At 73.5% G+C, this 18,386-nt stretch carries 20 protein-coding genes and 1 tRNA gene; 6 read left to right on the forward strand and 15 right to left on the reverse strand.

The genetic code is table 11. The features are described from left to right. Positions 1-23: 23 nt before the first annotated feature. The 15 genes from TAE01_RS00695 to TAE01_RS00765 form a co-directional block, all read right to left on the reverse strand. Positions 24-485 carry a flagellar hook assembly protein FlgD gene (locus TAE01_RS00695; RefSeq protein ID WP_147062381.1) on the reverse strand — a complete coding sequence of 154 codons (462 nt, stop codon included), beginning with the start codon at positions 483-485 and terminating at the stop codon, positions 24-26. A 13-nt stretch (positions 486-498) separates the two neighbouring features. Next, positions 499-1,029 (reverse strand): flagellar hook-length control protein FliK, encoded by a 531-nt coding sequence (locus TAE01_RS20415; protein ID WP_186814983.1) that lies wholly within the window; start codon positions 1,027-1,029, stop codon positions 499-501. Between the two features lie 1,004 nt (positions 1,030-2,033). Then, on the reverse strand, positions 2,034-3,239 hold the full coding sequence (locus TAE01_RS00705) for a C40 family peptidase (protein ID WP_147062385.1): 1,206 nt from the start codon (positions 3,237-3,239) through the stop codon (positions 2,034-2,036). Beyond that, entirely contained in the window at positions 3,236-3,670 is a 435-nt protein-coding gene (locus TAE01_RS00710) for a hypothetical protein (protein ID WP_147062387.1), read from the reverse strand. The genes TAE01_RS00705 and TAE01_RS00710 overlap by 4 nt, the downstream gene beginning before the upstream one ends. Then, positions 3,667-4,986: a FliI/YscN family ATPase gene (locus TAE01_RS00715; RefSeq protein ID WP_147062389.1), complete on the reverse strand. Its 1,320-nt coding sequence runs from the start codon at positions 4,984-4,986 to the stop codon at positions 3,667-3,669. The genes TAE01_RS00710 and TAE01_RS00715 overlap by 4 nt, the downstream gene beginning before the upstream one ends. Further along, positions 4,983-5,588 carry a FliH/SctL family protein gene (locus TAE01_RS00720; RefSeq protein ID WP_186814984.1) on the reverse strand — a complete coding sequence of 202 codons (606 nt, stop codon included), beginning with the start codon at positions 5,586-5,588 and terminating at the stop codon, positions 4,983-4,985. Before TAE01_RS00720 ends, TAE01_RS00715 begins: the two co-directional genes overlap by 4 nt. Next, on the reverse strand, positions 5,578-6,597 hold the full coding sequence (gene fliG / locus TAE01_RS00725) for a flagellar motor switch protein FliG (RefSeq protein WP_147062393.1): 1,020 nt from the start codon (positions 6,595-6,597) through the stop codon (positions 5,578-5,580). The genes TAE01_RS00720 and fliG overlap by 11 nt, the downstream gene beginning before the upstream one ends. After that, positions 6,594-8,216 carry a flagellar basal-body MS-ring/collar protein FliF gene (fliF, locus tag TAE01_RS00730; RefSeq protein ID WP_147062395.1) on the reverse strand — a complete coding sequence of 541 codons (1,623 nt, stop codon included), beginning with the start codon at positions 8,214-8,216 and terminating at the stop codon, positions 6,594-6,596. Before fliF ends, fliG begins: the two co-directional genes overlap by 4 nt. Next, entirely contained in the window at positions 8,216-8,590 is a 375-nt protein-coding gene (gene fliE, locus TAE01_RS00735) for a flagellar hook-basal body complex protein FliE (RefSeq protein ID WP_147062397.1), read from the reverse strand. Before fliE ends, fliF begins: the two co-directional genes overlap by 1 nt. Next, positions 8,587-8,982 (reverse strand): flagellar basal body rod protein FlgC, encoded by a 396-nt coding sequence (locus TAE01_RS00740; RefSeq protein ID WP_147062399.1) that lies wholly within the window; start codon positions 8,980-8,982, stop codon positions 8,587-8,589. Before TAE01_RS00740 ends, fliE begins: the two co-directional genes overlap by 4 nt. Next, positions 8,982-9,323, reverse strand: coding sequence for a flagellar basal body rod protein FlgB (gene flgB / locus TAE01_RS00745; RefSeq protein ID WP_147062401.1), 342 nt, complete (start codon positions 9,321-9,323; stop codon positions 8,982-8,984). Before flgB ends, TAE01_RS00740 begins: the two co-directional genes overlap by 1 nt. Before the next feature lie 102 nt (positions 9,324-9,425). After that, a complete protein-coding gene (locus TAE01_RS00750; RefSeq protein ID WP_147062403.1) occupies positions 9,426-9,743 on the reverse strand; it encodes a hypothetical protein in 318 nt (105 codons plus the stop codon). Continuing rightward, entirely contained in the window at positions 9,736-10,155 is a 420-nt protein-coding gene (fliS, locus tag TAE01_RS00755; protein WP_147062405.1) for a flagellar export chaperone FliS, read from the reverse strand. Before fliS ends, TAE01_RS00750 begins: the two co-directional genes overlap by 8 nt. Positions 10,156-10,166: 11 nt before the next feature. Next, on the reverse strand, positions 10,167-11,573 hold the full coding sequence (gene fliD / locus TAE01_RS00760; RefSeq protein ID WP_147062408.1) for a flagellar filament capping protein FliD: 1,407 nt from the start codon (positions 11,571-11,573) through the stop codon (positions 10,167-10,169). Positions 11,574-11,696: 123 nt separating this feature from the next. Further along, entirely contained in the window at positions 11,697-12,542 is an 846-nt protein-coding gene (locus TAE01_RS00765; protein ID WP_186814985.1) for a flagellin N-terminal helical domain-containing protein, read from the reverse strand. Positions 12,543-12,826: 284 nt separating this feature from the next. Here TAE01_RS00765 and TAE01_RS00770 point away from each other — a divergent pair, with 284 nt between their 5' ends. From TAE01_RS00770 to TAE01_RS00790, 6 genes are all read left to right on the forward strand, one after another. Further along, complete coding sequence (locus tag TAE01_RS00770; protein WP_246111055.1) at positions 12,827-13,351, forward strand: flagellar protein FlgN; 525 nt, start codon at positions 12,827-12,829, stop codon at positions 13,349-13,351. A 40-nt stretch (positions 13,352-13,391) separates the two neighbouring features. Then, a complete protein-coding gene (gene flgK / locus TAE01_RS00775; protein WP_147062410.1) occupies positions 13,392-14,813 on the forward strand; it encodes a flagellar hook-associated protein FlgK in 1,422 nt (473 codons plus the stop codon). Positions 14,814-14,816: 3 nt separating this feature from the next. Further along, positions 14,817-15,698 (forward strand): flagellar hook-associated protein FlgL, encoded by an 882-nt coding sequence (gene flgL / locus TAE01_RS00780; RefSeq protein WP_147062412.1) that lies wholly within the window; start codon positions 14,817-14,819, stop codon positions 15,696-15,698. Continuing rightward, positions 15,695-16,054 (forward strand): flagellar assembly protein FliW, encoded by a 360-nt coding sequence (locus tag TAE01_RS00785; RefSeq protein WP_147062414.1) that lies wholly within the window; start codon positions 15,695-15,697, stop codon positions 16,052-16,054. The genes flgL and TAE01_RS00785 overlap by 4 nt, the downstream gene beginning before the upstream one ends. Positions 16,055-16,117: 63 nt before the next feature. Further along, a tRNA-Gly gene (locus TAE01_RS20420) sits at positions 16,118-16,191 on the forward strand. Positions 16,192-16,463: 272 nt separating this feature from the next. Beyond that, a complete protein-coding gene (locus TAE01_RS00790) occupies positions 16,464-18,326 on the forward strand; it encodes an acyl-CoA dehydrogenase (RefSeq protein ID WP_147062416.1) in 1,863 nt (620 codons plus the stop codon). Positions 18,327-18,386 lie beyond the last annotated feature (60 nt).

An 18,386-nucleotide genomic window follows, 5' to 3' on the forward strand; every position in this document is an offset into this window, starting at 1 on the left:
TCGGCAGGACGGGTGGCCCCGGCTCAGGTGCTGGGGGTGCCGGTGACTCCGGTGACTCCGGAGACTCCGGTGACTCCGGTGACTCCGGTGATCGAGTCGAGCGGGACGACGGCCGAGCCGATGGTCACGGTGGGCGTCGTCCCGGTGTAGGCGACGGAGGAGACCTGGCCGGTGCCCGCGACGCCGTCGGCGCCGAGGTAGCTGACGGTGCGCCCGAGCAGGGCGGCCGCCGACGCGCGCTGCTCGGCCTGCAGGCCCTTGGAGCCGTCCGTCGCCAGCTGGGTCAGCTTCTCCATCATCGCCAGCTGGGTCGACTGCCCGATCATGGCGTTGGTGTCCATCGGCGAGCTCGGGTCCTGGTTCTTCAGCTGCGTCACGAGCAGGTTCATGAAGACGTCGGCGTCCATGGTCTGCTTCGGGACCCTGGTCGGGGTCGTGGACGTCAGGCTCGTCGAGCCGACGGGGCCGATCGGGGTCGTGGTCATGGGACTCCTTCTGTCAGGCGATGACGTCGAGCCGGACGGACGACGGGAGGCGTGGGGCGTCGACGGGGTCCGGGCGGGCACCCGAGCCGTTCGCGCCGGGGGACGGGTCGGGGGAGGTCGAGCCGGATGGGTGGCGCCCAGCGGGTTGCGGAACGTCCCGGCGGGTGCCCGGACCGCCGTCGCCGGGGTGACCCGACTGCCCGGCTTGGTGCGAGCTCCCATGCTGTGCTGACGGATTGGCTTGCGGCGCAGGACGATCGGACAGGTCGAGGCTCGCGCCGAGACCGGTCCCGGCGAGGTCCCGGCGCAGGTCCGGCAGGACGGCGTGCACCGCGGCGCGACTCACCTCGTCGGGGCTGAACAGCTGGATGCGTATGCCGTCGGCGCCGAGGTGCGCTCTCACCGTGACCGGGCCGAGGTGCTCGGGTGACACCCGGATGGTCAGGACGTGCTCTCCCGGTGCGCCCGTCGTGAGCTCGACGAGGGGCCGAGACAGCTGCGCGGCGAACGGCGCCGCGGGCGCATGGGCCGGCTGCGGTGCCACGCCTGCACCGGAGACGACGGGAGTCGGCAGCGAGGCATGGAGACCACCGGGCACGAACGACGGCGGCGGCACCGGCGACGAGGTCGACGAGGGCGGCGCCGTGGCGGGGGTCGACGGCCCGGAGTCGGTCACGGACGTGGCAGCAGTGGTGGCCGCAGTGGTGGCTGCGGTCGGGTCCGCGGGCGCAGGTGCCGGCGTCGCGGTCGAGGCCGTCCGCCCTGTCCCGAGCAGTGCCGTCGACGCGGTGAGGACGCCCGACCCAGGCGCGTCCACCGGGGACCCTGCCGCGCCGGGGCCGGGGCCGTCGCCGGCCGTCGGGCGCGGTCCCGCGGGCACCGGCCCGACGGACGAGGACGGCACGGCCGCTGCAGGGCCGGTCGAGACGCCGCCGGGCTGCGGGACGACCGCGCCCGGCGATGCCACCGCGACCGGGAAGACCACCCCAGCCACGGAGGCCGCCGAGGCCACGGAGACCGCCGCCGCGACACCCACCCCTGACACTGCGGCACGCTCGACCGCCGGCCCCGAGGGGACCGGGCCGGCCGGCGCCGTCTCCGGGGACGCCGCCGCCGCGGCGATGACGCCGGGCGCGCCGGACGCTGCCGTGCCGACGGCCCTGGGCCCGGTCGTCGGTCCCCCGGACGACGCTCCTGCGGGGGCCATGGGAGGGAGGGCGAGCTCGAGCCACGGACCGAGGGCTGCGACGTCGGCGGAGACCGCACTCGTGCCGTCGTCCGGGCCGCTCGCCGTGTCGTCGACCGCCGTCCTGCTCGACGGTCCTGGGCTGCCCGAGGCCAGGGCGGCCTGCGACGGGGCGGGTGAGGCGGACGGGGGCCTGTCCTCTGCGGCCCGTGGTGCGGGTCGCTCCGCGGCCGGCCCTCGTGCCGACGAGAGCAGGATCATGAAGGTGGCCGCGCCTGCCGGTGACGTGCCTGGGGCGACGGGCGCGGTGCCGGTTGCGGGCACGGGTGGGGGTGCCGCTCCCCCTCGCACGGTCATGGGCATCAGGCGCCCGTCCCGTAGAGCTCGGCGACGATGCTCCGCGCCGTGCTCTCCCACTTGGCGTAGGCGCCCGGGTAGGCCGAGCGCTGCACGGCCTGGTCCGCCGCGGAGACGGGCATCGTCTGCCACCCCGGGACGGCCGTGAGTCGGTCGAGGAACATGCGCGTCGACGTGCGCGGGTCCATCGCGTCGGCGACCGTGCCCCAGGAGAACCGGTTGCCGTTCACCTGCTGCTGGAAGAGGCCGACGGAGTAGCCGTCGGTGCCGCTCGGGGCGCCGGCGGGGGCCAGCTCGCGCGAGCCGGGCACCTTGGGGTTCCAGTACATCCGCAGCGAGGACTCCTGCAGCGCCGTGGACACCGCGTTGACCGCGGCCTGGGCCGGCAGGCCGCGAGCGCGCACCTCGTCGACGATGATCTGGGCGTAGCGCCGTTGGGAGGGGTCCAGGCGCGAGGTCGCGGGACCGGCTGCCGCGACCGAGGCGGGCACGGAGATCCCGGTCGCCGTCGGCTCGGGCACGATGCGCCGGATCGCGGTGAGGTTGCCGCGCATCTCCCAGGCGTCGCGCACCTGGATCGTCCTGCCCGGCATGGGGGCGTCGATGGCCCGACCGTTGCCGAGGTAGATCGAGATGTGCCCGCTCTCGTGACTGATGAGCAGGTCGCCGACGCGAGCCTGCGCCATGGAGGCCACGGGAGTGCCGAGCCTCATCTGCTGGGACACGACCCGCGGCAGCGCGATGCCGACGTCCTTGAAGACGCGTTGGACGAAGCCGGAGCAGTCCATGCCCTTGGCGGGGTCGGTGCCGCCCCAGACGTAGGGGACCCCGACGTAGCGCTTGGCCGCGGCGGCCACGTCGTCACCGCTGACCACGGTCGAGCCGGACGCCCCAGAAACGCCCGAGACCCCGGCCGGACCGGAGAGGCCCGACAGACCCGAGAGCGCTGACAGACCCGACAGGCCCGTCGGCGCGCCGAGCGCCGAGGGGTCCGTCGCCCCGTCGGTCCCGCCGGCACCCAGGGCTGCAGCGAGCGAGCCGGCGAAGTCCGTCCCGGCAGCAGAACCCGACAGGGACCCGGCGAGTGCCGATGCCGCAGAGGTGCGCCGGGTCGCGGCGGCCGACGCCGTGCGAGCGGCCACGGCAGGGTCGAACTGCGTCAGCGTCCCCTGGATCTCCTGGATCCGGCCGAGGGACTCCGTGAAGCTCACCGTGCGTCCCGCCGGGCCGAACGCGTGCGCGCCGACGACCCGAGCTCGTCGAGCACGACCTGCTCGGCCGCCAGCTCGGCTGCGTGGACGCCCTCGGCGTGGCGGTCCTCGAGCTTCTCGAGCCCGAGCGTCCGGCCGCGCGCCACGGAGTAGCCGCGTTGGGCGTTCGTCCGCTCGTCGGCGGCACCTGCGGTCAGTGCGTGCAGCTCGGCCAGCATCGCCATCGACGCCGCGCGCGCGGCCGCCACGGCCTGGAGCTCGTGGATCGTGTCGACCTCGGCACGGATCGCCTCGGCGTCGGCGATGGCCCGGTCGGTGCGGGCGACCAGCGCGGCGTGGCGGGCGGTGGCGGCCCCGTAGACGGCTCCTGCCTGCACCTCCTCGAGCCGGCGGAGGCGCAGCAGGCCTGCGAGGGAGAACGGTACGGTCATCGCGGCCCCCCGAGGGTCGTCGTGAGTCGGGCGAGGAGGTCCCACGCGTCGACGGCAGCGGTCCGCTCGTCGAGGCGCTGGGTGAGGAAGGCCTCGATCGGCGCGGCGTGGTCCAGGGCCGCGTCGACGAGGGGGTTGGCCCCGCGCGAGTAGGCCCCGACGTCGATGAGGTCCTGGGCCGAGCGGCGTGCTGCGAGGACGCGGCGCAAAGAGGTGGCGGCAGCGGTGCGCTCGGGCGGGTTGACCTTCGTCGCGACGCGAGAGATCGAGCCGAGGACGTCGATCGGCGGGTAGTGGCGCATGACGGCGAGCTTGCGGTCGAGCACGACGTGCCCGTCGAGGATCGACCGGGCGGTGTCGGCGACGGGCTCGTTGTGGTCGTCGCCGTCGACGAGCACCGTGTAGATGCCCGTGACCGAGCCGCTGCGGTCGGTCCCGGCCCGTTCGAGCAGCCGCGCGAGCACGGCGAAGGCGGACGGCGGGTAGCCGCGGGTCGCGGGCGACTCGCCCGCCGAGAGACCGATCTCGCGTTGCGCCATGGCGACTCGCGTCAGCGAGTCCATCATGAGCAGCACGTGGGAGCCCGTCGCGCGGAACGACTCGGCGATGCTCGTCGCGGTGTCGGCGGCCCGGAGGCGCACGAGGGCCGGCTCGTCCGACGTCGCGACGACCACGACGGACCGGGCCAGTCCCTCGGGACCGAGGTCGTCCTCGAGGAACTCCCGGACCTCACGGCCGCGCTCACCGACGAGGGCGATGACGCACACCTCTGCATCACTGCCCCGCGCGACCATCGACAGCAGCGACGACTTGCCGACGCCGGATCCGGCGAAGAGCCCGAGACGCTGGCCACGTCCGAGGGTCACGAGGGTGTCGAGGGCACGGACGCCGGTGGCGAGCGGGGTGTCGATGCGGGTCCGCTCCATCGGCGAGGGCGCGCGGTCGGCAGGACGCACCGTCGGCGTGAGCAGGGGACCTCGCCCGTCGATCGGCTGCCCGAGGCCGTCGAGCACCCGCCCGAGCAGGGCCCGGCCGGTGGGCACGCGCGGGCCACCGCGGACGGCGCGGGCCGGCTGTCCGACCCGGAGGCCCGCCACCGGGCCGAGCGGCATGCAAGTCAGTACGCCCCGGGCGCTCGCGACGACCTCGGCACGCGTGGGCACGCCTGTCTCAGCAGCGATCTCGACGTGGTCACCGACGGCGCACGGCAGACCGGCGATCTCGAGGGCCAGACCTCGGACGGCCGACACCGCCCCGACCCGCTCCGGCGCGGCCGCCGAGGCAGCGGCGTCGACCAGCTGCGCCAGGGCGCTCATGGGTTCGCCTCCCCGACGGCGGCGCGCGCCCGTTGGAGAGCGGTGCGCACCCGGGCGTCGAGCTCACCGTCGGGGTAGTCGGCGACGGCGTCGCCACGCTCGAGCCCGGCGTCCGGCACGAGGAGCACGGTCTCGGCGTCGGTGCGGTCGTCGGCGGTGAGGACCTCGAGGTCGTCGGGGTGCAGGCGCACGGCCACGACGGCAGCGGCGTCGGGGCCCGACAACGCCCGCGACAGCGCGGCCCGCGCGCCGTACGGCCCGTCGGCGAGCTCCCTGCCGATGACGGCCTCGGCCAGTGTGAGCGCGGCCTCGACGAGCCCGGCGTCGACGGCCGACAGGACGGGCGCCGTTCGCGCTGCGAGGGCGCGTGCGGCCGCGTCGAGCGCGACGAGGGCGCGGTCGGTGCGCGCCCGGTCGGCGGCCACGGCGGCCGCGAGTCGGTCCTGTCGGTCGGCCTCCGCCGCCGCGGTCTCGGCGGCGGCGAGACGCAGCCCGGCGGCATACCCTGCCGCGTGGCCGCGCGTGAAGCCCTCGGCCTCACCGACCGGGTCGATCGTGGGGAAGACGACGGGGACGGCGACCCGTGCGGTGTCAGTAGACAAGGTCGTCCTCCTCGCCCCGGCGCAGGGTGATGGTGCCGGCCTCCTCGAGACCACGGATCGAACGCACGATGTCGGCCCTGGCCTCCTCGACCTCGGAGGCACGCACCGGCCCGAGGGAGGCCAGCTCGGACTCGAGGATCTCGCGGATGCGGTCGGAGATGTTGCCGACGATCGTCTCGTGCACCGCCGGCGGCGCACCCTTCATGGCCCGCGCCAGCACCGCTGCGTCGAGCCCGCGCAGGACGAGCTGCACGTCCTTGCGCTCGAGCTTGACGATGTCGCCGAAGGTCAGCATCTTGCTGCGGACCTCCTCCGCGAGGGTCGGGTCGGTGCCGGCCAGGCCGTCGAGGACCGCCCGCTCGGTGGCCACGTCGGACCGGTTGATGATGTCGACGAGCGCCTGCACGCCGCCGAGGGCCCGCTGCCGGCGCACGCCCGGGGTCAGGGCTGCTCCCGTGCGGGCCCTGAGGTTGTCGGCCACGATGCGCACGGCCTCGGGCGTCGCAGGCCCCATCGTGGCGAAGGCGTGCGCGACGTCCGCCGCACGAGCCGGGCCGAGCCCGGCGACGACCTGGGCCGCCTGCTCGGGATGGAGGTGGGCGAGCACGAGCGCGATCGTCTCGGGGAGCTCGCCGTCGAGGAGCGTGACCAGCTGGGCCGGGTCGACGCTCTCGAGGAAGTCGTAGGACTTGCCCGCCATCGTCGAGGTGAGGCGGTCCATGACGCCGGCGGCACGGTCGCTGCCGAACGACGACTCGAGCAGGCCGGCTGCGAAGTCCCGGCCGCCGAGGGTGGTCCGGCGCCCCGAGACGGCCATCTCGTGGAACTCGGCGATGACGTCCTCGGAGACGGCGGGGTCGACGCGGCTGAGGCGCACGATCTCCGCGGCGACGTCCTCCGCCTCGGAGTCGCTGAAGTGGCCCATGACCGCGGCCGCGCTCTCCGGCCCCATCTGCATGAGGACGATGGCGACCTTCTGGGTGCCGGTCAGGTGGGTCGCCGTGCTCATACCGGCTGCCGCTCGTCCATGAGGCCCCGCAGCAGCTCGGCCGTCTTGAGCGGCTCGGTCGCACCGAGCCGGCTGACCTGGGCGCGGCGCAGCTCGGCGTATGCGGCGTCCTCGCTGGGTCCGGGCAGCTCGGGCACCGGGACGAGGCCGGCCGGCGCCGCGGGCAGTCGGACGGTGTCGGCGCCCGCGGTCACGGCCGGCAGGGCGAGGTCGTCCTCCTCGACGACGACGAGGTCCCTGATCAGCTCGACCGGCTCGCGCACGGCCCGGCGGCGGGCACGCAGCCAGAGCACGAGCACGGCGATGGCGATGAGGAGCGCGACGCCGGCCCAGACGAGCGTGGTCGTCAGCTGCTCGCTCGCGCGGGCCTCGTCGGCCGCCTGCTGGGCGGCGAGCGCGGCCTTGGCCTGGTCGGCGGCCGCGGTGCTGAACGGCAGGACCTGCATCGAGAGCACGTCCCCGCGCCGCGCGTCGATGCCGGCCGCGGCCGACACGAGGTTCTGCAGGTCCTGGAGGTTGAGGTTGCGCGCCGCGGCTGCGCTGATCGCGACCGAGACCGACTGGCGCTTCAGGGAGCCCGCCGGGACGGTGCGCTCCTCGGTGACCTTGTTGACCGCGTTGTCACGGGTGTCCTTGGTCGAGTCGTAGGACCCGTTGCCGCCGGTGCCGCCGGGCACCGCGATGTTGTCGGGGCCGAGGACGCCCGAGCCGTTGCCCGTCCCGGTGCCGCGGTACTTCTCCGTGCTCGTCGACTCGCTGAGCGGCGGCACGCCCTTGACGCCCGCGTAGGTCTCCGACGTCTGCTGCGCGGAGTTCGTGTCGACCTCGGGGGTGACGGCGACGGTGGCGTTGCCGGGTCCGAGCACCTTGTCGAGCACCGCCTGCACCGAGGCCTCGGTGCGCTGCTGGTACTCGCTCGTCTGCTTCGCGCCCGAGCCGCCCGTCCCGACGCCGACGGACGAGAGCACGGTGCCCTGGGCGTCGACGACCGAGACGTTGGCCGGCGTCAGGTTGGGCACGGCGGCCGACGTCAGGTGCACGATCGCCTCGACCTTGTCGGCCGACAGCGTCTGTCCCGGCAGCGCCTGGACGAAGACGGATGCCGTCGGCTGCCCCTGCTGTGCGGTGAAGACCGTCTTCTCCGGGATCGCGAGCTGCACCGACGCCGTCTGGACGCCCTCGAGGTGGGAGATCGTCGTCGCGAGCTCGCCCTCGATGGCGCGCTTGTAGGTGACGTTCTGCTGGAAGTCCGACGACGTGACGCCCATCTTGTCGAGGAGCGAGTAGCCGGAGGCCGGCGCGGCCGGCAGTCCCGCGGCCGCTGCCTTGAGCCGCTCGTCGTAGACGTTGTCCTGGGGGACGAGGATCGTCGCGCCGCCGTCGGCGAGCTGGTACGGCACGCCGTCCTTGCCGAGCTGCTGCACGACCGCGCTCGCGTCGGCGCTGGCGAGCCCCGTGAAGAGGGGGCTGTAGCTCGGCTTCGTGATCCACGTCGTGAGGGCGACGGCGCCGAGGGCGAGCACGGCGAGACCGATGACCGCGACGGTGCGCTGACCGACGGTGAAGGCCTTGACCGTGGCGACGAGGCGCTGGAGCGAGGAGGACAGGAACGGGGGCATCAGGCCTGCATCCTCATGATCTCGTTGAAGGCGTCGATCCCCTTGTTGCGCAGGGCCGACGCGACCTCGAGGGTCACCTGGGCCCGCGTGGCCGCGATGGTCGCCGCGTGGATGTCGTCGAGGCTGCCGGTGACGGCCTGGACGGCGAGCTGGTTGGAGGTCGACTGCAGCTGCTGGAGGTTGTCGACGGCGCCGGTGAGGCTGGCCGCGAAGTCGCCGCCCGAGCGGGTGACCCCCGAGGTCGCCGTGGCCGACGACGCGCCGGACACGGCCGATGCAGCCGACGCGGCCGACGCGGCCGACGTGATCGCCGAGGTGGCCGCGCCGAGCAGCGGCCCGACGGGTCCGACGGCACCGACGGGACCGATGCTCATGACGACCTGCCGATCTGGAGCGCGGCCTCGTACATGGTGCGGGCCCGGTCGACGACCTGGGCGTTGGCCTGGTAGCCGCGCTGGGCCATGATGAGCGACCCCATCTGCTCACTCATGTCGATGTCGGGGTAGCGCACGTAGCCCTGGGCGTCCGCGAGCGGGTTGCTCGGCTCGAAGACGAGGCGCCCGGCGGCGTCGCCCTCCCGCACGCCGGCGACGTAGACCCCGGACGTGCCGGGCCCGGCCTGCGCCTCGATGTAGCGCGCCCGGAAGGCCGGTCCGCTCGTCGGCGCGGCGGTGTTGGCGTTGGCGAGGTTGTCCGCGATGGCGTCGAGCCACTTGCGGTGCACCGTCAGGGAGGAGCCGGCGATGCCGATCGCGTCGAAGGTCATCAGCTCGTCCTCAGTGCGGCGCGCAGCCCGGTGAACTGCGTGTTGAGCGCCTGCGTCGCGAACTGGAAGCGCAGCACGGTGTCGATGTTCGACAGCGTCTCGGTGTCGAGGTTGACGTTGTTGCCGTTGGTCCGGGTGGGTTCGGCGGACAGCGACGTCGTCGCGGCGACGTGCCCGTCGCCCTCCTGCACGGAGGCGGCGAGCGCCTCCTCGAACTGCACACGCTGCGCGTGGTAGCCCGGCGTGTTGACGTTGGCGATGTTGTCGGCGATGGCGCGCTGGCGACGGGAGAGCCCGTCGAGGGCACTGGTGAGCGCAGCGGACGTCACGGAATCGAGCACAGTTCTCCTGCAGGAACTCGCAAGGGGAGACGGCCGATCCCTGGCCTGACGCGGCGAGCAATCCGTGCTCGACCGGGACTATCGGCAGGTGCCCGTGTCGCGTTAGCCCTCGACGTCGACGAAGATCGCGGGCTGTCCGGGCAGGGGCGGCACCGCACGCAGCGCCGCCAGGTGCTGTCCCGTCGTGATCCGCACGGCGTCGACGCGCTCGGCGACCCGGGCCTGCGCGGCCGCGAGCGCGCGCGCCCGTCCGAGCAGGTGCGCCGGGAGGGGGCCGAGCCCGCGGGGTGGCACCCAGGTGCCGAGCTGGGCCGCCATGACAGCCGATTCGGAGGGCGGGTGGTGCTCCCCCAGGCCGCGTTCGACGGCCGCGAGGTCGGCCTCGAGACGGTCGAGCACCGTGTCCCACATGTCAGCCAACGGCGTAGCCCGTCCGTGCGGCGCCGGCGAGCGGAGCGTCCTGCAGGGAAGCGGCCTCGTGCCACGCCTCCTGCAGAGGGGTGAGCAGGGTGATGGCCTCGCGGGTGCGCGCCACGTCTCGGTGGACGTTGGCCGCGACGAGGGCCATGCGCACGTACTCGTACAGGCTCAGGAGCCCGTCGGCGCCGTCCCAGAGGTCAGGACGCAAGGTCGCCGACAGCTCGGCGATGATCTCCTGGGCATGGAGCAGCTGCGCGTTGGCCTGCTGCCAGTCCGCGGCCTCCTGGGCGGCCTCGCCGCGGCGCAGGTCGAGCAGGAGTCGGTCGTAGAGCATCGTCAGCAGGCGGGCGGGGCTGGCGGAGAGGATCGCGTCCCGGGCGTACTGCTGGCGCGCGTCGGCTGCACTGGTCACGCGTCGTGTCCTTACTTGGTGTTCTGCGAGAAGGTCGGGAGCCCGGCGATCTGGCTGGTGAGCCACGACTGCTGCGTCTTGAGCGACCCGAGGGCGGTGTCCATCGCGTTGTACATCGCGAGCACGGCGGTGCGGCGGTCGGCGAGGCGCTGGTCCCACGTCGCGATGCGCGTGCCGAGGTCGTCCGACATCGACTGGCGGCCGGCGATGAGCTGGGTGATCGTCCCGCTGGCCGGCGCCGAGGCGTTCGTCGCCGCCGTGGTGACCCGTCCGGCGATCTCGGCCAGGGCGGCCCGGGTGCCGGCGGGGTCGGCCGTCAGCGCGGCGTTGAACGCGTCCTGGTCGAAGGTGAAGGTGCCGTCACGCTGGATGACGATGCCGATCTGCGACGGCGAGCGTCCGTTGCTCGTGGGGCGGTATGCCGCGTCCGTGATCGCCGCCGAGATGCCGCGGACCGTCACGTCGCCCGTGAGCGGGCCGCCGGTCGCGCCCGACACACCCGAGGAGCCCGACGTCGTGGTCACCTTCGTGCCGGCGCCGATCGCGCCGAGGAGGTCGTTGACCGAGGCGACGAGGTCGTTCGCCTGCTTGGTGATGCCGGCGCTGTCGCCGGTGACGCTGATCGACGTCGCGGTGCCGAGCCCGGCTGCCGTCGCGGTGACGGAGACGCCCGGCACGATGTCGGTGAAGGTGCTCGTCGCGGAGGTGACGACCTGCTCGGCGGCCGTGCCGGCATACAGCAGCGCCTTGGCGTCCTGGGCGGGTGCGACGACGGCGGCACCCGGGGTGCCCATGAGGTCGGCGGCCGTGCCGGCGGCCACCTCGGCGGCGCTGCCCTGGTAGGCGCTGAAGGCGCCGGCCGCGCCGGACCGGGTCGAGGTGAGCTGGAGGCGGTAGAGAGGGGTGCCGGTCGCGTCGGTGCCGGCGGCCACCTTGAGGGCCCGCGCCGGTCCGCCCGAGGCGTTGACGGCGGCGACGACGTCGTCGATCGACGTGCTCGCGGGCGTCACCTCGCTGCTCGCGCCCGAGGCGTCGACGAGGGTCAGGCTCGCGGGCGAGCCGCCGGCCGTGGGCCAGGTGGCGAGCGGTGCGGAGACGTCGACCTGGGTCCGGGCCAGCTGGGTCACGGTCACGTCGAACGTGCCGGCCGTCGCCGAGGTGCCGGCCGTGGCGGTGACGCCGGGGGTGCTCGAGGTCGCGGTGAGCAGGTTGAGCGCGTTCGGTGCCGCCGCCTTGCCCGCGAGCGTGGCGAGGGCCGCCGCCTTGGTGTTGAGCCCGCGGAGCACGGTCATCAGGCTCTCCTGCTGGGACTGCGCCTGCTTGAGCTGCTGCTGGGGCAGTGCCTCGACCGCCATGATCGAGTTGACGATCGAGGTGATGTCGAGCCCGCTGCCGAGCCCGTTGACCGAGACGGCCACGAGGTCCTCCTTGGATGCCGCGGATGCCGCGGATGACGCGGGTGCGAGGGATGTCGACCGCGAAGGGCCGACGGCGGCCGGGGTGGGTCCCCCCGGCCGCCGTCAGCGACCCCCCGGTTCCGATCAGCCGAGCAGCTTGAGGATGCCCTGGCCGGACTGGTTCGCCTGGGCGAGCATCGCCGTGCCGGCCTGCGACAGGATGTTGGCCTTCGTGTAGTTGACCATCTCCTCCGCCATGTCGGTGTCGGTGATGTGCGACTGCGACGCCGCGAGGTTCTGCGCCGAGACGTTCGCGATGTTCATCGCGTGGTTGAGGCGGTTCTGCACGGCACCGAGGTCGGCACGGTTGCCCGAGACGGCCTTGATGGCGGTGTCGATCGAGGTGATCGTCGTCTGCGACGCCGCGTTGGTGCTGACGTCGAAGCCCGCACCGGCGGCGGTGCCGTCGGCCGACATGAGCGTGCCGGTCGAGGTGCCGACGTCGGCGAGCGTCACCGCGATGACGTCGTTGGACGTGCCACCGGCACCGACCTGGAACGACTTCGAGCCACCCTTGAGCAGGTCGATGCTGTTGAAGTTCGTGCCGTTGGTGATGCGGTAGAGCTCGCGCGAGAGGTCGCCGGCCTCCTTGGCGATCGCGTTGCGCGAGTCGGTGTTGTTCGTGTCGTTGGCACCCTGCACCGCGAGGTCGCGCATGCGCTGCAGGATCGAGTGGACCTCGCCGAGAGCGCCGTCGGCGGTCTGGACCATGTTGATGCCGTCCTGCGCGTTGCGAGCGGCGACGCCGTAGCCGTTGACCTGCGAGCGCAGGCCCTCGGAGACGGTGAGACCGGCGGCGTCGTCGGCGGCCGTGTTGATGCGCAGGCCGCTGGAGAGCTTGCCCATCGAGCTGGCCATGCTCGCCGAGGTGCGGCTGAGGTTCTGGTAGGCCTGCATGGCCGAGAGGTTGGTGTTGACGGTCAGAGCCATCGGAAGTTCCTCCATGAAATGAGTGGGGTGGTGCGGGGGCCCGTCCGTGGGCCCTCAGCACGCACTGTCGGCAGGCCGCGCGGGGGCGTTAGGACAATTCGGACACGACTTCTGCACGGGGTCTGCACGGGGTCTGCACGCAGTCTCGGCCGCCCCGTCGCGGGCTCCCGGCCACCGGCCGGCGACCGCAGGGCGCCTTATCGGCCACCTCGGGCTGCCGATAGTGGAGACTGACGGTGCGGTTGGCGCCGCGTGGCGAGCTCTTCGTGATGGGGGAAGCACAGGTGGATGGCGGTGACCGATGGGCCGGCGGGGGCGGGCCCACCACGACGGTCCAGGACCTGTCGGCCCGGCTCTGGTACGAGCGCGAGCTGCTCGACCTGCTGACCTTCAAGCTCGAGGAGGAGCAGCTCGTCCTCACCGCGGGCCGCACCCGCTGGCTCTCCCACGCCACGCGTGAGGTCGAGCAGGTGCTGGAGCGGCTGCGGGCGGCGGGCCTCGAGCGGGCGGCGGCCGCCGCCACGGTGGCCCACGAGTGGGGCCTGCCGGACGACGCGAGCCTGCGCGACCTCGCCGACGGGGCCACCGATGCGGCCTGGGCCGAGATCCTCACGGCGCACCTGGCGGCGATGACCGACCAGACGGCCACCATCCGCGCCCTGCGCGACGCGAACTCCCAGTTCCTCCGGGCCGCGGCGCGCTCGACCCAGGAGACGCTGGCCAGCACCGAGCCGCCTGCGGCGACGTACGACGCGCACGGCCGGCCGGCCGCCTCGGGCGACGCCCACCTCTTCGACCGCAGCGTCTGAGTCACCACCTCCTCCCCCACCCCTGACCGGAAGGGTCACGATGAGCACCTTCGGCGCCCTCGGCACCGCGTGGCGCGGCCTCTCCGCCGCCCAGCAGGCGATGGACCTCGCCGGCCACAACGTCGCCAACGCCGGGACCGACGGCTACACCCGGCAGCGCATCGAGCAGTCGTCGGTCGGCGCGCCGGCTCCCATGGGTCTCGGCGTCACCGGCCCGCAGGTCGGGCAGGGGGTCTCGGTCGACCGCATCGCCCGGCTCGGTGACGCCCTCCTCGACGCGACGGTCCGTGGCACGGCGTCCTCCGCGGGCTACAACGCGAAGCGCGCGGCGGCCTACGACGGCATCGAGGCCACCCTCCGCGAGCCCGGGAGCGACGGGCTGTCGGCGCGCCTGCAGGCGTTCTGGTCGGCGTGGCACGACGTGGCCAACCGGCCCGGCGACACGGGCGCGGCCGGCGCGCTGCTGAGCGCAGCCGGGACCGTGGTGTCGACCTTGTCGAGCGGTCGGGCGGCGCTCGAGACGCAGTGGGACGACACCGCCGCCGACGCCCGCGGCATGGTCGCCTCCCTCAACGACACCGCCGCCCAGGTGGCCGCCCTCAACACCCAGATCCGCGGCGCGCTCGCCCGGGGCTCCTCGGCCAACGAGCTCATCGACACCCGAGCCCGGCTCACGCAGTCCATCTCGGCCGCCTCCGGTGCCACGGTCCGCGACGAGGCGGACGGGACCGTGACCGTCTACCTCGGCGGCAACGCCCTCGTGCGCGGCGAAACCGCCAGGCAGGTCACCCTGACCGGCGCCGCGACGATGGCCGGGGCCGCAGCGTCACCGGTCCGCCTCGAGTGGGCCGACCAGCCCGGCCACGAGGTCGGACTCGAGGGCGGCTCCGTCGCCGGAGCCCTGTCGGTCCTCGCCCCCGCCGCCGGCGGCGCCGGCGGCGCGATCGCCGAGGCCGCCGCCTCCTACGACGCCGTGGCCCAGACCCTCGCCGCCACGGTGAACGCCGTGCACCGGGCGGGCAGCACGACCTCGGGGGCCACGGGCCTCGACTTCTTCCGCCTCGACCCGTCGCAGCCCGCCGCACGCGGCCTGTCCGTCGTGCCCACCGGCGCCGCCGGCATCGCCACAGGAGCGGTCGGCGCGGGCGCCCTCGACGGGTCCACCGCCGACGCCATCGCCCGCCTCGCCACGGGCCCGGGGTCGGCGGACGCCCGCTGGGCCGGCTTCGTGACCTCGACCGGCAGCGCGGCGCGCGCCGTGACCCAGCAGTCCGGGATCGCCGACGCCGCCGCGGCCGGCGCGCGGCAGGCCCAGCTCTCCGGCGCGTCGGTCAGCCTCGACGAGGAGAGCGTCAACCTCGTGGCGGCCCAGCACGCCTACCAGGCCGCGGCCCGGGTGCTCACCGCCGTCGACGAAGCCCTCGACACGCTCATCAACCGGACCGGAATGGTAGGACGCTGACCCATGCTCCGTGTGACCGACCAGACGATGTCCCTCGCGGCGCAGCGCGCGCTCGCGGGGCGGCAGTCACGCCTGGCCTCCGCCCAGGAGACCGCGACCTCGGGAACCCGCATCGCCCGCCCCTCCGACGACCCCGTCGGCACGGGCGAGGCCCTCCGCGTGCGGGCCGACCTCGCGGCGCAGGGCCAGTACCAGCGCAACATCGCGGACGGGACCACGTGGCTCAGCACCCTCGACTCGGCGCTCGACGGGGCCACCGGCCTGCTGCGCCAGGTGCGTGACGCCGTGGTGCAGGGCGGCAACGGCTCCCTCAACCAGTCGGCCCGCGACGGGCTCGCTTCCGTCGTCGACGGCCTGCGCAAGGACCTCCTCGCCACGGCCAACACACGCCTGCTCGGACGCAACGTCTTCGCCGGCACGTCCGACGCCGAGGCGGCCTTCACCGACGGCACGCCGCCGACCTTCAACGGCGCCGCCGGCGCGGTCGACCGTCGGGTCGCTCCGGACCAGACGGTGCGGGTCGACGTCGACGGCACTGCGGCCTTCGGCAACGGGTCGACCTCGGTGTTCGCCCTCCTCGACGGCATCGCCGCCGACCTGCGCGCCGGCACCGACCCAACCGCCCGCCTCGCCGCCCTCGACAGCGCGATGTCCGGCGTCGTCGCGACCCGCTCCGACGTCGGGTCGCGGCTCGCCGAGCTCACCCGCGCCGGCCAGTCCGCCACGACGACCACGACGTCCCTGACGGCGCGGCGCAGCGCCATCGAGGACGTCGACCTCGGTCAGGCCGTGCTCGACCTGCAGCTGCAGCAGACCGCCTACCAAGCGGCCCTCGCCGTCACGGCGAAGGTCATCCAGCCCAGCCTCACGGAGTTCCTGCGATGAGCACCCTCGTCTTCGAGCAGCCGATGCCCGGTCTCGACCCGCACACGGTCTACGAGCTCGACGCGGTCGACGGCGCCGACGGCGTCTTCAGCCTGCGCCCGTCCGACGCACCCGACGTGCGCCTCTTCGTCCTCGAGGCGGCGGTCTACGCGCCGGAGTACGCCCCCGAGGTGGAGCGCGCGAGCGCCGAGGTCGGCCTCGGTCCGGGTGACTCGCCGCGTCTGCTCGTCGTCGCCACCCCCGGTGAGAGCGGCACCTCGGTCAACCTCGCCGCGCCGGTCGTCGTCAACGAGAGCGAGGGCCGCGCGGTCCAGGCGATCCTCGAGGGCTGGGACCTGCGCGCGCCGCTGCCCTGAGGTCCGGTCGGCGCGTCCGTTTGGACTCCGGCGCCCCGGTGTTGCTACGGTTGGCGTCGCCTCGCAGGCGTAGTTCAGTAGCAGAACAGCCTTCTTCCAGAAGGACGACGTACGTGCAATTCGTGCCGCCTGCTCCAGTAGTCGGAAGGGCCCGGTCATCGTGACCGGGCCCTTCCGCTGTTCCCACGCACGCGTGCGGTCGTATGCCGGGTGGCCGGGAACGGCACGTCGGCGCGGTCCGCGCCACCCGGCATACGGCCACCCCGTCCTGCCGTGCCGCAACTGTGACCTCCCCCTCTTGCCATCGTTACCCGTCGGTAGCATCATGGAAGTGACCGGCCAGTAACTTGGCGCGCCCGCCGACGACGACGCGGACGCACGACGAGCGACAGAACGCGGAGGGTCCCGGATGGGCCACTACAAGAGCAATGTGCGTGACCTCGAGTTCAACCTCTTCGAGGTGCTCGGCCGCCAGGACGTCCTCGGGCAGGGCATCTACGCCGACGTCGACGTCGACGCGGCCAAGGACATCCTCCGCGAGGTCTCGCGCCTCGCCGAGAACGAGCTGGCCGACAGCCTGCTCGACAGCGACCGCACCCCGCCCGTCTACGACCCGGCGACCCAGACCGTGACGATGCCCGACTCGTTCAAGCGCTCGTTCAAGGCCTACGTCGACGGCGACTGGGGCAACCTCGACGTCCCGGCCGAGCTGGGCGGGATGGTCGTCCCGGCGTCGCTGCGCTGGTCCGTCGCCGAGATGGTCTGCGGCGCCAACCCGGCCGTGCACATGTTCACCGCCAGCTACTCCTTCGCCAACCTGCTCTGGCACCTCGGCAACGACGACCAGAAGAAGCTGGCCAAGCACATCGTCGACCGGGCGTGGCACACGACGATGGTGCTGACCGAGCCCGACGCCGGCTCCGACGTCGGCGCGGGCCGCACCAAGGCCGTCCAGCAGCCCGACGGCACGTGGCACATCACCGGCGTCAAGCGCTTCATCACCTCCGCCGAGTCCGACATGGTCGACAACGTCGTCCACTTCGTCCTCGCCCGCCCCGAGGGCGCCGGCCCCGGCACCAAGGGCCTCAGCCTCTTCATCGTCCCGAAGTTCCACGTCGACCTCGAGACCGGCGAGCTGGGCGAGCGCAACGGCGCCCACGTCACCAACGTCGAGCACAAGATGGGCCTCAAGGTCTCCACGACGTGCGAGGTCACCTTCGGCGAGCACGAGCCCGCCGTCGGCACTCTCCTCGGCGACGTCCACGACGGCATCGCGCAGATGTTCAAGGTCATCGAGAACGCGCGGATGTTCGTCGGCACCAAGGCCATTGCCACGCTGTCCACCGGCTACCTCAACGCGCTCGAGTACGCCAAGGAGCGCGTCCAGGGCGCCGACCTGACGCAGATGACCGACAAGGCGGCGCCGCGCGTCACCATCACCCACCACCCCGACGTGCGCCGCTCGCTCATGCTCCAGAAGGCCTACGCCGAGGGCCTGCGCGCGCTCGTGCTCTACACCGCGAGCCAGCAGGACGTCGTCAACCAGGCGCAGGCCGGCAACCCGGCGGCGCCGCTCGAGAAGGGCTCCGACGCGGCCCTGGCCAACAAGGTCAGCGACCTCATGCTCCCCCTCGTCAAGGGCCTCGGCTCGGAACGCGCCTGGGTGCTGCTCGGCACGGAGTCGCTCCAGACCTTCGGCGGTTCGGGCTTCCTGCAGGACTACCCGATCGAGCAGTACGTCCGCGACGCCAAGATCGACACGCTCTACGAGGGCACCACCGCCATCCAGGGCCTCGACTTCTTCTTCCGCAAGATCGTCCGCGACAAGGGCCAGGCCCTGCAGCACGTCGCCGGCCAGATCCAGGAGTTCGCCAAGGACCTCGGCGGCTCGCTCGACACCGAGCGCGAGCTGCTCGGCAAGGCGCTCGAGGACATCCAGGGCATCGTCGGCCACATGATCGGCGACCTCATGAAGAGCGACCCGCGCACGGGCGGCGACGCGGCCAACCTCTACAAGGTCGGCCAGAACACGACCCGTCTGCTCCTGTCGGCCGGTGACCTCGTCGTCGGCTGGCTGCTGCTGCGCCAGGCCGAGGTCGCCCAGCGGGCCCTCGACGCCGGCGCGGCCGGCAAGGACGCCGACTTCTACCGCGGCAAGGTCGCGGCGGCCTCGTTCTACGCCAAGACCGTCCTGCCCAAGATCGCGGCCGAGCGCGCCATCGCCGAGGCCACCGACAACGACCTCATGGACGTGCCCGAGTCGGCTTTCTGAGCCACCCCTCACGACGAGGCGCCCTCCCCTCGCGGGGACGGGCGCCTCCTCGTCGTCCGG

It is taken from the genome of Terrabacter aerolatus (assembly GCF_007991735.1).
Classification (GTDB): domain Bacteria; phylum Actinomycetota; class Actinomycetes; order Actinomycetales; family Dermatophilaceae; genus Terrabacter; species Terrabacter aerolatus.